Annotated in this window: 11 protein-coding genes; 5 read left to right on the top strand and 6 right to left on the bottom strand. The window is 69.4% G+C overall.

Annotation, left to right across the window (positions count from 1 at the left end):
* Genes FLL47_RS24270 through FLL47_RS24285 form a run of 4 tightly spaced genes read right to left on the bottom strand, consistent with a single transcriptional unit; the run spans nt 1 to nt 7218 of the window.
* Complete coding sequence (locus tag FLL47_RS24270) at nt 1-3858, bottom strand: non-ribosomal peptide synthetase (RefSeq protein WP_281286744.1); 3858 nt, start codon at nt 3856-3858, stop codon at nt 1-3.
* 20 nt (nt 3859-3878) lie between these two features.
* Nucleotides 3879-4136, bottom strand: a complete 258-nt coding sequence (locus FLL47_RS24275) for a phosphopantetheine-binding protein (protein WP_144122864.1) — start codon at nt 4134-4136, stop codon at nt 3879-3881.
* A gap of 2 nt (nt 4137-4138) precedes the next feature.
* Nucleotides 4139-5680, bottom strand: a complete 1542-nt coding sequence (locus FLL47_RS24280) for an NAD(P)/FAD-dependent oxidoreductase (RefSeq protein ID WP_144122865.1) — start codon at nt 5678-5680, stop codon at nt 4139-4141.
* A gap of 41 nt (nt 5681-5721) precedes the next feature.
* Nucleotides 5722-7218 carry a PA domain-containing protein gene (locus tag FLL47_RS24285; RefSeq protein ID WP_144122866.1) on the bottom strand — a complete coding sequence of 499 codons (1497 nt, stop codon included), beginning with the start codon at nt 7216-7218 and terminating at the stop codon, nt 5722-5724.
* A 498-nt stretch (nt 7219-7716) separates the two neighbouring features.
* Between FLL47_RS24285 and FLL47_RS24290 the strand changes: the two genes are divergently transcribed.
* From FLL47_RS24290 to FLL47_RS24305, 4 genes are read left to right on the top strand one after another with little or no spacing between them, the layout of a single operon-like run.
* Nucleotides 7717-9003 (top strand): cation:proton antiporter, encoded by a 1287-nt coding sequence (locus FLL47_RS24290; RefSeq protein WP_144122867.1) that lies wholly within the window; start codon nt 7717-7719, stop codon nt 9001-9003.
* Nucleotides 9000-9224: an MbtH family protein gene (locus FLL47_RS24295; protein WP_186315887.1), complete on the top strand. Its 225-nt coding sequence runs from the start codon at nt 9000-9002 to the stop codon at nt 9222-9224. The genes FLL47_RS24290 and FLL47_RS24295 overlap by 4 nt, the downstream gene beginning before the upstream one ends.
* Nucleotides 9225-9260: 36 nt before the next feature.
* Entirely contained in the window at nt 9261-12584 is a 3324-nt protein-coding gene (locus tag FLL47_RS24300) for a non-ribosomal peptide synthetase (protein WP_144122868.1), read from the top strand.
* A gap of 47 nt (nt 12585-12631) precedes the next feature.
* Nucleotides 12632-12856, top strand: a complete 225-nt coding sequence (locus FLL47_RS24305; RefSeq protein WP_144122869.1) for a hypothetical protein — start codon at nt 12632-12634, stop codon at nt 12854-12856.
* Nucleotides 12857-12901: 45 nt separating this feature from the next.
* On the opposite strand, the gene FLL47_RS24310 is transcribed toward FLL47_RS24305, so the two are convergent.
* Nucleotides 12902-13774: a ParB/RepB/Spo0J family partition protein gene (locus FLL47_RS24310; RefSeq protein WP_222106173.1), complete on the bottom strand. Its 873-nt coding sequence runs from the start codon at nt 13772-13774 to the stop codon at nt 12902-12904.
* A 269-nt stretch (nt 13775-14043) separates the two neighbouring features.
* Complete coding sequence (locus tag FLL47_RS24315; RefSeq protein ID WP_144122870.1) at nt 14044-14799, bottom strand: leucyl/phenylalanyl-tRNA--protein transferase; 756 nt, start codon at nt 14797-14799, stop codon at nt 14044-14046.
* Nucleotides 14800-14880: 81 nt separating this feature from the next.
* On the opposite strand from FLL47_RS24315, the gene FLL47_RS24320 reads away from it, so the two are divergent.
* On the top strand, nt 14881-15672 hold the full coding sequence (locus FLL47_RS24320; RefSeq protein WP_144122871.1) for a thioesterase II family protein: 792 nt from the start codon (nt 14881-14883) through the stop codon (nt 15670-15672).
* The last annotated feature ends 6 nt before the right edge of the window (nt 15673-15678 follow it).

Genomic DNA, 15678 nt, shown 5'->3' on the forward strand with positions numbered 1-15678 from the left:
CTAAGTTTGGTCGCCCAGCGACCAGCGGATCGCATCGGGGAGCATCGACTCCCACGCCGCGTAGGTGTGGCCGCCTTCCCCGATCGCGCTTCGTACGACATGTCCGTCGGCCGCGAGCTCGACGGCTGTGCGTTCGGTCGCTTCCACCAAGCTGAGTCCGTCGTCGAGGACGATGTCCTTCTCCTCCCGGCTCGCGGACAGGAAGAACCGCGACCCGCCTCTCGACCGGTCGGGCCTCGCCGGGCCGAGCCGATGTTCGCTCAGCGGGCCGGAGATGGCCACGGCGCCGTGGAAGCGATCCGGCCGGCGCAGCGCGGAGCGGATCGCCGTGACCGCCCCCAGACTCGCGCCCACCGCGACGGCTCGGCCGACCGGCCGGTTCCCGAGCCAGGTGCGCAGGTAGGGGAGCAGCTCGTCGGCGAGCGCGTCGACGATCCCGTCGTCGAGGAGCTCGCTGCGGCGGGTCGACCATTCGCTCGGACTCAGGAATATCGCCGCGGTGGTGGGGATCCGATCCTGCAGGGAGAGCCGGTCCAGAATCGCCGGCAGGCGCATGATCTCCACGAACTCGGAGCCGTCGAGGACGAGCAGCAACGGGAGGTCGGCATTCTTCCGGAGCGGGTTCTCGGTGGAGATGAACAGATCCACGCGTCGGCACCCGGCGAGCTTCTCGCCGCGCCAGGTTCGCTGGACGAGCCGGTCCTCACGCGAGGCCGCGCTGAGGTCGGGCAGGCTCTCACGCAGGATCGCGGCCGCGTAGCTCGCAGGCGTCCGATATTCCAGCATCAGCTGCAACGGCACCTCGCGGCCGAGTTCGCGGCGGACCGTCGCGGTCGCGCGCGGCACCAGCAGGGAGTGCCCGCCCTGGTCGAAGAAGTCGTCGGAGGCCGAAAGCGGCCTGCCGAGCACGGCGGACCATGCCGCGACGACCCGTGCTTCGAGCCCGGTCGCGGGCGGCAGGTCCACTCCGGCGCGCGTGGTGGCGGTGGTGACCGGTGGCAGCGCGGCGCGGTCGAGCTTGTTGTGCGCGGTCAGGGTGAATCGGGGGATCGTGACGAAGTGGTCCGGGCGCATGTACGCGGGCAGTGTTTCGCGGAGCATGTCGCGCAGCGCCCCCACGTCCACCGACCTGGCCGCCACGATGTAGGCGACCAGCGCGGGGCCGGTCGCCAGGGTGGCCCGGACGACCGCCGCCGCGGTGATGTCGGGATGGCGCAGCAGGGCGTGTTCGACCTCGCTGGTCTCGATCCGGAAGCCACGGATCTTGACCTGGTGGTCGGTGCGGCCGAGGAAGTCGATGGCTCCGTTCGGCAGGTAGCGGCCCAGGTCTCCGGTGCGGTACATCCGCGACCCGGGCGGCCCGAACGGATCGGGAACAAACGACGCCGCGGTCAGGCCGGGGCGGGAATGGTACCCCCTGGCCAATCCGTCGCCAGCCAGGAAGATCTCGCCGCGCATGCCGACCGAGACCGGCTGGAGGTCCTCGTCGAGGATGTAGGCACTCGTGTGCGGGATGGGGCGGCCGATCGGAACTCTGCCCGACCACGGCCCGCCTTCGAACACGGTGGCCAGCACCGTGCACTCGGTCGGTCCGTACGACGCCACGACCCGGCAGCCGGGTAGGAGTCCCTCCACCAGGGCGAAGCTCCTCGGGTTGACAACGTCGCCGCCGACGACGAGCTGGCGCAGCCCGGACAGGATGTGCGGATCCTGCTCGACGAGGATGTCGAGCTGCGGAGAGACCAGCTTGAGCGTGGTGACCTGGTGTTCGCGCAGGACATCCCGCAGACCGTCGAGGAGGGACCCGGGATCGGCGACCACCACCCGGCCGCCGTGGGCCAGCGGCGCCCATTCGAGCACGGCGACATCGAATGTCAGCGGACCGGTCTGGAGAAACACCGACCCCGGGCCTACCTCGAGATAGTGCGGTGCGCCTTCCACCAGTCGGCTCAGGGCTCGATGTGAGATCGCCACCGACTTGGGGTTTCCGGTCGATCCGGATGTCGATATCAGGTAGGCCAGACTGTCCGGAGCCGGGAGAGTCGGAAGATTGTCGGTGGCGTATCCGGTCAGGTCCGGGCTGCCGTCACCGATGGTGAGAACCGGCGTCTCCATCGAGGGCAGGCGGGCCAGAAGCGGTGAGCCGACGATCATCAAGACGGCGGCGGCATCCGACATCAGGAGGCGGATCCGATCGGCTGGGAAGTCGGGGTCGACGGGCAGGTACGGTGCGCCACATTTGGCCAGCGCGAGCAGCACCACGAATCGTTCGACGGTGCGTTCCAGGCAGACGCCGACCACCTTCTCCGGTCCGACGCCCAGGGTTAGCAGGTGTCGGGCCAGCCGGTTCGCGCGTTCGTTCAGCTGCCCATAGGACAGCGGGCCGCCGTCGCCGACCACCGCCGGCGCGTCCGGCGTGCGGGCGGCCAGGGTCTGCAGACGTTCGACAACGGTGGTCCCGGCCGCCGGAGTCCGATCGTTGCCGCGCCGCAGCAGCGTGCGGTCGGCCCGGGTGAGCAGGTCGAAGTCGCGCATCAGCGCGTCCGGCGTCGCCACGCCCTGTTCGAGCGTGCGGATGTAGCGGTCCGCGAGCGTGGCGATCGTGGCCCGGTTGAACAGCGCGGTCGGGTACACGAAGGTCGCCCGCAGCCGCCCCTCAACGATCCGCGTGGTGAGCGAGAGGTCGAACCTGGCAGTCACCGGCAGGTCGGGTTCCCACCACACCGGCGCGTCTGGATCCTCGGCCAGGTCATCCCGGTCGCCGGCGTGATTCACGACGACGTCGAAGATCGGATTCCGGTGCGCCTCCGACCCGGCTTTGAGCGCACCCACGATCTGCTCGAGCCGCGCGTCCTGGTGCGCGTCCGCGGCCATCCAGGCGTCCCGGGTTCGGGTGATCGCCTCGCGAAAGGTCAGCTCCGTCGTGGTCAGGTCGACCCGCAGGATCATGGTGTTGATGAAGAACCCGATCAGATCTCGCAGGTCCGGGTGTGTCCGGTCGGACACGATGGCGCCGATGACGACGTCGGACTGGCCGCAGAAGGCCCGGAGCGTCGCGACGAACGCGGCACTGACCACCATCGCCGGGCTCGCGCGCGTACGCCAGGCCAGGGCGGTCATGGCCGCCGTGGCCTCGCTCGGCAGCTCGAGGACGACCGTCTCGCCGACCGCGTCGATCGCCGTGGGCCGAGGCAGATCCAGGGGCAGTTCCAACGGTTCGTAGCCGGCCAGCGCCTCGGTCCAGTAGTTCAGCTGGGATCGGAGCAGGTCGTCGGTCAGGAAGTCGCGCTGCCACCTGGCGTAGTCGCCGTACTGGACGGGCAGCCCCGGAAGGCGCGGTGTCCTGGCCGTCAAGGCCGCCTCGTACAGCTCGAACAGATCCCTGGCGAAGACGTCCATCGACCACCTGTCGGTGATGATGTGGTGCATCGTCACCAACAGGCCGGGCCCGTCGACCAACTCTGCGGCCACCGCTCGAAACAGCGGAGGCCGCGCCAGGTCGAAGGGCCGCACGGCAGCCTGTTCGACGGCTTCCTGCCAGTCGGGGCCGGCCCAGACGAGCGGGATCTCGACATGGTCGACGATCTCCTGGGTGACCGCCCCGTCCGGCGACATGAGGAACTTCGTCCGCAGGATCTCGTGGCGCCGCACCAGGGCATCGAGGGCGGCGAGCAACGCCTCGCGGTTCACCTCCGCCGGAAACCGCCAGCCACAGCTGATGTGGTACTGGTCGTGCGACGAGTCCAGTTGACGCAGCCACCACATTCGCTCCTGTCCCGCCGACAACGGGAATTCGCTCGCCGTGCTGTCGCGAAACGGTGGGATCGGGTTCCTCGGGCGCGACTGGCGTGCCGGCACTGCTACCCCCAAACTCGTGCCTATTTGCGCGAACTCTCAACCGCCGCGGATATCGTGTTGATGCTGCGGAAGGTCGCCTCCTTGAGCGCCTCCTCCGGCAGCTCGATCTCGAACGTGTCCTCGATGGACAACATCAGACCCAGGCAGGTCAAGGACGTCATGCCCAAGCTCCAGAGATTATCGTCAGGGCGAAGATCCTGGCTGTACCCGTTCAGGTTGAGCTGCTTCGTCACGAGGCTGCGAACGGTGTCCGCGACAGATGGTTGATAAGCGGGCATTGCTACCGCGTCCCCCCGGTGCCGGTTGTGGCCCCAGCCGGTTGGGCTACGTCGCCATCGCCCTTGAAGGTACGCAGAAAGCGCGCGACACGACGTGCACCATGCAGATTCCCTTGTGCGTACCAGAGAATGTCGGGGCCCAGGCCGTAATCGACGCCGAGTTGCTCATAGGTCTGCACGGCCATGTTCCGGTAGTAGTCGGTGAGCTGCGAGGTCGTCATCTGTGGTGCGGCCTGCGCGCCGGTCTCGAACCAGGCGGCAAGGCTGTGTGTGACATATTCATCGATCGACCATTCCATGGTTCTGGTCGCCACTGGCTTGCGCATCGGCTGGAAAATCGAGTCGATGATTCCGGACTTTCCCTGCAGTTCATTGGCGACGTGCTCGGCCAGCAGGGGCGCACAGTGGAAGCCGTCCCGGTAGGTGCCCGTCATCAGATACAGGCCCGAGGGTGGCATCCAGCCGACCAACGGGAATCCATCGAGCGTGACGGGGCGGTTGCCGCTGCACCATTTCGTGACCTCGTGGATGGCTGCCCGCTCGTCGAGCTGTTGCATTGAGTACTGGGCCAAGAAGCGGACGTCGGCCATCCAGGTGACACTGGAGATGGTGTTCACCAAGCGGTTGGTCGCGCCGTAGTACTCCAGCCCGCCGCCTTGCGGCACCACGTGCAGTCCGCAGGCGAAACCGCGATTCGGCGTCCGAACCACGCTGGTGAACGGTTCACCGCCCGTCCGCTTGGCGATCATCGCGAAGCCGAGCCCCGGAAAGGTCGGCATCAGATCGGGCACGTCGAACACGGTTCGTACCAGCGACTCACTGTGGATGCCGGCGGCCACGACGACAGCGCCGGCTTCGATGAGATGGCCGTCGTCCAGCTCGACCCCGGTCACCGCCTCGTCGCTGCCGACCAGCCTCCGTACAGTCTGATCGAGAAGGATCGCTCCCCCATGCCGCAATCGGCGTTCCAGCGACGCCAGCACCCCGCGAGCATCCACGGCCCCCTCCGTCGGCAGATGAATGGCACGCAATGCGCGCGACTCCGTCCGGGGGTTGTAACCGGGGATGTCGGTCGGGTCGACCTCCTTCCACGGCTTGTCGTACTGGTCGAGGGCGTCGATTATCGCGGCGAAGTTCACCGTGTCCAATTCGGCTCCGACGGAGTTCAAGATGATGTGCGATTCCGTCGTTGTCTGCAGCGGCCGGTCGGATGGCTTGAACTCATCGAGCCGCCGCAGCGCCTCGGGCCATTTGTCATGGGCGGATATGCCGAGCTCGAACCTCGTCCGCGCGGCGTCGGTCCGCAGCGATTCGGTCGTGGTCTCACCGAAACAGCCGAGCATCGCACCGGCCGCCTGGCTGGCGCCCGTGTCGCGATTGCTCGGACCCACTACCACCACTGATCCGACCTGGCGCTCGATCAGCTCGTCAGCAAGAAACATGCCGAGCGCGCCGTTGCCGATGATCACCACATCAGCCTTGGTCGGCCTCTTGGCGCCAGCGGCGGATACGAGATCAGAAGACCTCATGGTCGGATTGGACACCCCGGGCTCCTCAGATTTGGATGATGCCACTCAGCGCGTGATCAGAAGTCGAAGATGTAGAGGCCGAAGTTCCGGTCGGATACCAGGACGTAGTTCTTCCCACCGATCCTGTGGATTTTGACGCCCCAGAAGTCGATGCCGGGCTCGCGGAAGGCGCCGACCTCCCGCAGGCCATCGCTGCCGTAGCTCAGCACCCGGAGGCCACCGGCGAAGAAGGTCGCGTACACCAGTCGGCGATCGGGGTCGATCGCCACGTGCGACGCCGAGAAGTCGCCGAAGCCGGTGCCGTACCTCGGGTCCTGTGACTCGGGGATGGCGTACGTGTCGATCTGGGTGACCGAGCCGGTGCCAGCGCCCGGGATGTCCGTCTTGTACAGCCGGAGGTAGCCCCAGCCTACGAACTCCGACTTGACATCGGTCGCGCAGATCTCTGGATCGGCCGGTGTCGGGGTGTTGCCGGCGGTCTCCTCGGTCACGTCGGGCACACCGAGAAGCCGCAGACCCGTCAGGCGGTTGACGAACATCAGCGGGATCGTTCCCCTGGCCGCCGTGGGGAACTGCTGCATAGCGTCCGGCCCCTGGTGGTTGAAGATGATGCCCGCGCTGTAGCCGGCCGCGGTGATGGCATCCAGCTTCTCCTGGAACGCGCATCCCGGGGCCGACCCGCCGGTCAGGATCGAGGCGTCACGCTCGATGAGCGCGATCCCGCGCCCGGGCGGCACGGTGCCGGGGCAGCCGGAGCCGACAAAGGTGGGCGTACCAGAGATGGGGTGGTCGGCATCGACCGGTGCCGAACCCGAGCTCCAGGCCGCGACGTACTCGGTGCCGGCGTGCGGGCCCGATGTGATCGTGCCGAAAAGGCGATAGGCTTCGATGTTCTCGTCGGCGCCCACCAGATACTCGGCGTCGGGCGAGAGGTCGTGATGGTTGGCGTTGCCCTCCGGCCAGATCTGTTGCCCGCGCTTGGCACGCTCCTCGTCGAATTCGGCGTACTCGGTCCGGGCAATCAGCGAGACGTTGCCCGGCGTCGGGTCGGTGACGTCGAGCAGGACGTACCCGCCGTCCCAGTATGTCGCGGTCATGACGTACCGGTCGCCGACCCGGCGTACGTCGACGGCGTGCCCGAACACCGAGATGAGGCCCTTCGAAGGGTCTCCGGTCACATGGAACGGTGCAATCCTCAGGTCAAGGGCGTTGACCATCACCGGGTTACGGGGATCAGTGATCTCCATGATGACGATGTCGGTGGTGGGCTTGTCGGTGACGAAACTGACGTAGGTGCGGCTAGTGGAGCTGTCCGTCCAGGCGCAGGTGTAGTACGCCGCCAGGGCCTGGTCCGCCGGCTCATTGTGCGAATCCGTGTAGTCGCCGGCGTGGGCGGCGAGGAGCTGGGCATTCTCCGGGTCGGAAACGTCCCAGATGCTGATGCCACCCCGCTGGCGCGGCTCGGTCGGATCGGGTGCATCGGCCAGGATGTAGTGTTCGTGGGGGTGGATGAACAGCGCACCACTGAAGTACTCGTTGGCGATCTCGATCACGCACGGACCCTCGCCGACGTAGTTGCCATTCGTGGTCTCGATGAACGCGCTCTCGACCTCGAAGGGCGCTTTCGGGTCGCTGATGTTCATGACGTAGGCGCCTGTCCGCACACACGTCGGATGCCGGTATACCGTGAGGAACGCGTAATCGCCGTAGGCAGCCACGTCCGCGATGTGACGCGCGAGGCCCGCACCCGACGGGTTGGTGACCGTGGCCTTACCCACCAGCGTCACCCCGTACGAGACGGACGGCAGGTGCCCGTCAAGCTCCCGAGCGCGCCAGACGAAGCCCTCGGCCTGGACCACATCCGTGCCGGTCATGTGTGCCTCCCATGTGTGCCTCCCGACCACGCGTGCCGTCCAACACGCGTGCCGTCCAACGGAAGGATGCCGTCGGCGGCCCCGGGCTGTCCCGTCGCCGGTTCACGTGACTGCGATGCCCCGGGTGGCGCGGCCTAAGGTCCATCTCAAATAGAGGGCGAATCGGGAGACGGACGCGTGGACATCGGTACGCTCGCGACGCTCGTCCGCGCGATTCTCGTGATCATTGTGGTGGCCCGGCTGCTCGGGCTCCTGTGCCGACGGTTCGGGCAGCCGGAGGTGATCGGCGAGATCGTCGGTGGCATCCTGCTCGGTCCGACCCTGCTCCACGGCGCGATCACCCGTGAGCTGTTCCCGACCGACATCCGCCCGGCGCTCGCGATGCTGGCCACCGCCGGGATCTGCGTATTCATGTTCCTGGTTGGGCTGCACCTGGCCGACGGCCGCCTGCGCGGGCAGGGCCGAATCGCCGTCGCGCTGTCGCTCGGCTCGATGGTCGTGCCGTTCGTGCTCGGCACCCTGTTCGCGATCGGCATCGTCGGCGACCGGTCCGGCCGGGCCGCGGTTCTCTTCTGCCTCTTCGTCGGTACGGCGATGTCGGTCACCGCGTTCCCCGTCCTGGCCCGGATCCTGACCGACCGCGACCTGATCGACACTCCCATCGGCGGGTTGGCGCTCGCTACGGCCGCAATCGGTGACGTCATCGCCTGGTCGATGCTCACGGTCCTGGTCGCCTTCTCTCACGGAAGCACGCTGCCGTGGCAGGTGCTGCTGGTCCTGCCCTTCGTGGCGATCCTCGTCGGGGTGGTGCGACCGCTGCTGGCCAAGCTGGCGGAGCGCACCCCCCGGACCCGGGTACGGAGCCGGGGAGCCAGGGTGAGCCTCGATGCCGGACTGGCGATCGCGATCGCCGCTGCCCTGGTGCTGTCGTGCGCGGCGACCTCGTGGATGGGGCTGCACGAGATCTTCGGTGCCTTCCTGCTCGGTGCGGTCATGCCCCGGACGGGCGCGACTGCCTTGCGCGCGCACGTGCTGCCGTGGCTTGAGCGCATCGACCGAGTGGTGTTTCTGCCCCTGTTCTTCGTGGTCGCCGGTTTCGCGGTCAACCTGTCCGGGATGGACTGGCGGGAGGCGGGCCTGCTGCTGTTGATCCTGCTGGTCGCCATCGGCGGCAAGATGGCCGGCGTCTTCGGGGCCGCTCGGCTGTGCCGGGTGTCCGTCCGGCACAGCGCCGGGCTCGCCCTGCTGATCAACACTCGCGGGCTCACGGAGCTGATCGTGCTGTCGGTCGGCCTTCAAATCGGCCTGCTCGACCAGCGGCTGTACTCGCTGATGGTCGTCATGGCGTTGGTCACCACGTTGATGCCGGGCCTGCTGCTCTCCTTCGTCTACCCGAAGCAGGCGACACGGGAGCGCGAGTCCCGGCCAGTCACACCACTGCTGGAAAGGGAGTCGATGCCATGAATCCGTCCGTTGCGGAGGAGGTCGATGCCATGAACCCGTTCGACGACCCAGAGGGCCGATTCCTGGTGCTCGTCAACGACGAGGAGCAGCACTCGCTGTGGCCGAGCCGCCGGGCGGTACCCGCCGGCTGGCGGATCGTGTACGGCGAGGACAGCCGGCAGGCGTGTCTGGACTACGTCGAGCAGCACTGGACCGACCTGCGTCCGCTAAGCGTGCGCTGAGTGGACCCCGCGCCGCCCGCAGAGAAGGGACAGCCCGTGCTTGCGATTTCCGATCTCCTGGAGGAACTGCGCTTGGCCGGCATCCAGCTGTGGCTGCAGGACGGCAGGCTGCGATACCGGCCGGCCGGCGCACTGGACGGCGAGCGGTTGGCGGTGCTCCGTGAGCGGCGCGACGAGCTGATCTCCGCGATACGCGCCGACCCGGCGCCGGCGGCTCGGCCGGACAGCATTCCGCTGTCCGAGCACCAGCAGGGCATGTGGTTCCTCGATCAGATGGGCCTGCTGGGGCCGGCGTACAACCAGACGTCCCTGCACCGCATCGCTGGTGATCTGGACGTGGCGGCGCTGCGTTCGGCGATCACGGAGATCATGCGGCGACACGAGATCCTGCGGACCGCGTTTCCCGCGCGCGACGGGATCGGGGTACAGGTGGTGGAGCCGGCCGGCGACCCCCGCTTCACCTTCCTGGACGTGTCCGGCCTGTCCGTCGCCGAGCAGGACCGGTGGTTGGACGACCGAAAGCGGATGTACGCGGAGTACCGGTTCGACATCTCCGCGGCGCGCAACTTCTGCACCGAGCTGATCCGCTTCGGCCCGGCCGAGCACGTGCTGGTTTTCCGCTCCTATCACCTGGTGATCGACGGGTCTTCGTACGCCCACCTCTTCCACGAGCTGCGCACGCTCTACGCGGCGTACCGGACCGGGATCCCGTCCCCGCTGCCCGAGCTGACCATGCAGTACGCCGACTACGCACTGTGGCAGCACGGCCGGGATGGTGCCGTGGCGAAGCGGCACCTGGACTATTGGAAGGAGCGGCTGGCCGACGCGCCGGACGTCTTCGACCTGCCGACGGACCGGCCCCGGACGGCGGTCGCCGACCTCGCCGGTGGCATGGTCGAGGTGCCAGTGCCCGCCGAGGTGGCCGACGGGCTGCGCCGGCTGGCCGGGCGCGAGGACGCCACGCTGTTCATGGTGCTGCTCGCGGCGTTTCACACGCTGCTGTATCGGTGGAGCGGGCAGACCGACGTCAGCATCGGGATGATCGCCGACGGGCGGGCGCACCCCGACGTCGCCGCCAACATCGGCCACTTCGTCAACCCGGTGGTGCTGCGGGCCGACCTGGCCGGGCAGCCGACCTTCGCCGGGCTGCTCGGCCAGCTTCGGCCTCGGCTGGTCGAGGCCCTGGAGCACCGGCACGTGCCGTTCGACCGGCTGGTGGCCGAGCTGCGGCCGCAGCGGGACCTGGCGGTACATCCGCTTTTCCAGGTGCTGTTCACCTACCTGGCGGCAGAGCCGTTCGACCTCCTCGACGGGCTGACCGTCACGCAGATCGAGCCGGGCGAGCCGAAGGCGATGTTCGACCTCACGCTCTCGGTCTCGGAGACCGAGGCGGGGGACATGTACGTCGGCATGGCGTACCGGACCGCGCTGTTCGATCGCTCCACCGTGCAGCGCCTGGCCGGCTACCTGATCAACCTCCTCACAGCGGTCGTCGCCGCACCCGACGTGTCGATCGACGACCTGCCTCTGATGTCGGCCGCGCAGCGGCACGAGGTGCTCGAGGTCTGGAACGACACCGCCAACCGGTTCGACGACGGCAGCTGTCTGCACCAGGTGATCGAGCGGCAGGTCGCCGCCGCGCCGGCCGCCACCGCGGTGGTGTTCGAGGGCCGGGCGCTGACCTACCGCGAGCTGGACGAGCGGGCCAATGCCCTGGCGTGGCACCTGCGCGAGCTGGGCGTCGGCCCCGACGAGCGGGTCGGCATCGCGCTGCACCGATCGCTGGACATGGTGGTCGCCAACCTGGCGGTGCTCAAGGCCGGTGGGGCGTGCGTGCCGATCGACCCGACTTACCCGATGGCCCGCCAGCAGCTGATCGCCGAGGACGCGGCATTGCAGCTGCTGATCCGCCCGACGGCCAACGAGGGCGGAGCCGGGTCGGCGCCGGTGCTGGCGTTCGATGCGTTCGGCACACCGGCCACCGCCACCAGCCCGCCGAACCTGGCCGACCCGGCCCACATCGCCTGGGTGCTCTACACCTCCGGGTCCACCGGCCGGCCCAAGGGCGTGGCCATGTCACACCGGGCCCTGCACAACCAGGCGCAGTGGCAGCAGCGCCAGGGCCCCGGCGGCCGCGGACGCACGCTGCAGTGGGCCGCGCTCAGCTTCGACATCTTCTACCAGGAGATGGTGACCACGCTGTCGGTCGGCGACACGCTCGTCCTGGTCAGCGAGGAGGTCCGGCACGACTTCGAACGGCTGCTCGACGTGATCTCCGAGCAGCGGATCGAGCGGATATTCATGCCGTTCGTGGCCCTGCGCGGGCTGGCCGAGCTGGCCGTGCGCCTGGACCGGATCCCGCGGTCGCTGCGTGCGGTGCTCACGGCGGGCGAGCAGCTCCAGGCCACCCCGGCGATCCGGGCCTTCTTCGAACAGATGCCCGCCTGCACCCTGTACAACCAGTACGGACCAATCGAGGTGCACCTGGCCACCTCCCACCAGCTCGACCCCGATCCGACGACGTGGGCGGAGCTGCCACCCATCGGCCGGCCCTTCGACAACGTGCGGACGTACGTGCTCGACGCCGAACTGCGGCCGGTGCCGCCCGGCGTGGCCGGTGAGCTGTTCGTCGGCGGTATCGCGCTGGCCCGCGGCTACCTGGGCCGTCCGGAGCTGACGGCGGAACGGTTCCTGCCCGACCCGTTCAGCACCGGTGCCCGGATGTACCGCACCGGCGACCGGGTCCGCTGGAACGCCGCCGGCCAACTGGAGTTCATCGGCCGCATCGACGACCAGGTAAAGATCCGCGGGTTCCGGGTGGAGGTCGCCGAGATCGAGGCGGTCCTCACCGGCTGCCCGGGCGTGCGGGAGTGCGCCGTCGCCGCCCACCGCCACGGCGCCGGCGACGTACGCCTGGTCGCCTATGTCGTGCCGGACGCGGATGCCCCGCCGACCGCCACCGAGCTCCGCGCCTTCCTCGCCGCCCGCCTGCCCGACTACATGGTGCCGGCCGCCTACCAGACGGTGACCGAGCTGCCGCGGACGCCCAGCGGGAAGCTGAGCCGGCGGTTGCTGCCGCAGCTGTACGACGGGCCGGAGTGGGCCGGGGCGGCCCAGTACGAGTCGCCGAGCACGCCGCTGGAGGAGCACATCGCCGCGATCTGGGCCGAGGTGCTAGCCGTGCCCCGGGTCGGCCGGCGCGACAACTTCTTCGAACTGGGCGGCCATTCGCTGCTGGCGGTCACCGTCGTCACCCGGCTCAGCGAGGTTGTCGGGCGCACGGTCGCCCTGCGCGCCCTCTTCGAGGCGCCGACCGTGGCCGCCCTCGCCAGCCGCCTGAGCGACGCCGAAGAGCGATGAGCGGCTCGCGCCGGCCATGCCGGGCCTGCCCGGCTCGGTGGTTCCGCGTGGGCTCGTTCGACGTCGAGAACCGGCCGAAGTCGTCGACCTGCTTCGACCCGAAGACGGGGTCTCGCATCATTCCGGAGTTGGGCATCCCGGTCTGCGTGCATCCGGACAGGATCGGGTTGCCTCTCGGGGCATACGCGAGCGCCGGCACGCCGCTGCCATATCTGCGGCGGCTCTGGCTGAGGATCCGGCTGGCCGTCTCGAGCGGCACGCGGCCCCGCTGACCGGCTGGGTCCCACCGGACACCGGGCAACTGGCGATGGACGTGATCAGCCGTGCTGACCGCTCGCCTGGTCGTCCTCGAGCCCCATGGCGAGCTGGATCCAGGCCGCCGCACAGGCTCTCGCCAGCGCGCCGAGGTTGATCCGGGAGTGCGGCGGGATGTGGCGCAGCGGGAGCGGGATCTCGTCGGTCAGCAGCACCCGCGGACCGAGCCAGCGCAGCAGCATCCGGCCGGACTCGGTGTAGCGCAGCGACGGATCGCGCTGCATGGTCTTGAGCAGCGACCGCAACTCGTCGGAGGGGTCCGCCTCCGGCAGCTTTACGGTCATCTGCCGGTCCTCCGCCCGGTCGGCGCGGTCCGGCCGGGTCCGCCGGTCCAGTACCGGGTCCTCGCCGGCCCGCAGGCGCGCTCGGACGCTCCGCGCGGTCTCCACGGAGATGCCGGCGTCCTTCGCGATCTGGCGCAGGGTCGCGTCCGGGTGGCTGGCGATCAGCGCGGCCGCGACCCCCCGCCCGGCCGCGCCGTTGATCGGCCGGACCCGGCCGTCCCGGCCGATCCGCGCCTGTACCGGCGGGCCGTCGATCTCGCGGCGCAGCGATCCGATGGTCTTCGCCGCCAGACCGGCGGTGAGGGCGATGGCCCGGTCCGACAACCGCGGCTGGGCGCGGATGATCCGGACGGCCGCTGCACGCCGATCGGCCGTCGAGAGGGGCATGCCGTGTGACACGTTGAGCCGGACGGCGAGCAGGAACGCCTCGTTGTCGTCGCCGTCGAACAGCTTCGCGGAGATCTCCCGCTCGCCGCGCAGCCGGGCGGCGGTGAGCCGGTGCGCCCCGTCGATCACCCGCATCGTCCTGCGGTGCACCACGATCGGTGGCAGGTTCGCTTCCGTCTGCGCCAGCGATCTCGCGTGAGCCATGTCCACGCCCGCGGAGCGCGGCGAGTCGGCGTCGCGGACCGCGGAGATCGGCAGCCGTACGACGGCGTTGTCCCGGGCCGGGACCGGCTCGGCGGACCTCTGGCCATCGGTGGACGATCGGGGTTCGACTGGGGATCGAGAGGTGTCGACCGACACTGGGGAGCCCCCGTTCTTTGTCACGGCCACGGCCGTCGAGCGAAGACACGGCCTTCACTCATCCTGACCCTGCGGCCGGACGTACGGGATTCACCTATTTTGGGGTCAACGACTCACTCGGCGGGCGTGCGCAGGAAGCCCAGGCGGCGTACCTCCTCCACGCCGCCGGCCAGCGGGACCGGATCGCCGCCGCGCGACAGGGCGGCGAGGAACTCCCGGCGCGGCATTGGCCCGGCATTGAGCCGCCGACTCTGCTCGCTGTCCCACTCGACGTCCAGCAGCGTCACGCCGGTGCCGGCCAGCCGGCACTCCATGTCGAGCAGCGCCACCTTCGAGGCGTTGGTCTGCCGGTGGAAGCAGGTGTCCAGGGTGAATACCGTGCCGACGCCGATACCGACGGCCCCCCCTACCATCTCGTCGCCGTCCCAGACCTCGACGCTGTGGGCCCAACCCAGCTTGTGCAGCTCCACCATGCACTCGCACAGCTCGTCGGTGAGCCACTCGGGAGTGCGGTTCGCGCGGCACTCGGCGAGCACCCGGTCGAAGCGCTGGTTCGCGGTGGTGGTCCAGCGCAGCCGGTTGCGCAACAGCTTCATCAGGCTGCGTGGCTTGGTGAGCCGCCCGTACGGGATGACCGGGCGCGGGTCCGGTGACCACCAGGTCAACGCGAACGGATCGGGGAGCGGCGAGTCGAGCACCGCGGTCGTCCCGGCCGCCACCGAATCCTCGTACAGGAAGTGGTTCACCTCGGCCGCGGCCGCGGATACCGCCGGCATCGGGAAGGCGCCGTGCCGGTAGCCGGCGAGGACGGTCGCCGGGTCGAGGCGGCCACCGATCGCGGCCGGCGCGTCGCCCGGGGCACTATCCATCGCAAGACCGTCCCACACGCATCCCTCGCAGCGAAACACATGTCGATTCTGGCCTCCGACCACCGACCGACGGGACCCCTCATGACCGCATCCTCGACAGAGAGCACCTTCGAGGCATCGGCGCGGTGGCTGCGCCGGCCGCGTCCCTGCCACGACCCGGCGAGCCGTCTGGTCTGTCTGCCGCACGCCGGCGGCACCGCCAGCGCGTACGCTTCCTGGGCCGCCCGGCTGCCGGCCCGGATCGAGCTGATCGCCGTGCAGTACCCCGGCCGGCAGGACCGGCTGGCCGAGCCCTGCGCGCGGTCCGTCCAGGAGATCGCCGACGCGCTCGTTGCGGCGCTGGCCGCCTACACCGACCGGCCGCTGTACCTGTTCGGGCACAGCATGGGCGGCCTGGTCGCCTACGAGGTCGCGGCCCAACTGGAGGCCGGCGCCGGGCCGGGTCCGGCGGGCCTGTTCGTCTCCGGCACGCTCGCCCCGCACCGGTTCCTGCCGCCCCGGGAGGTGCTCGACAACGCGATCATCGAGGCGGAGACCCGGGCGTCCGGCTGGACCGATCCGATGGTGTTCGAGCACCCGGAGCTGCGCGAGCTCGTGCTGCCGGCGCTGCTGGCCGACTTCCGGGCGGTGCTGTCCTACCGCCACCGCGATCCGGCGCGGCTGCGTTGCCCGATCGTCGCCTACGCGGGCAGCGACGGTCCCGCCGACGTGCCGGACCAGCTGGCCTCCTGGGGCGAGCTGACCTCCGGCCCGGCCGCCTGGCGGCGCTTCGACGGCGATCACTTCTACCTCCAGCCCCGGGAGGCCGAGCTGGTTGCCGACATCCTGACCCGGATGTCTAACTGGGGAAGCGCCTCAGTTGGACGCCTATGAGCGAAG

This window comes from Catellatospora sichuanensis, assembly GCF_007483665.1.
Classification (GTDB): Bacteria; Actinomycetota; Actinomycetes; order Mycobacteriales; family Micromonosporaceae; genus Catellatospora; species Catellatospora sichuanensis.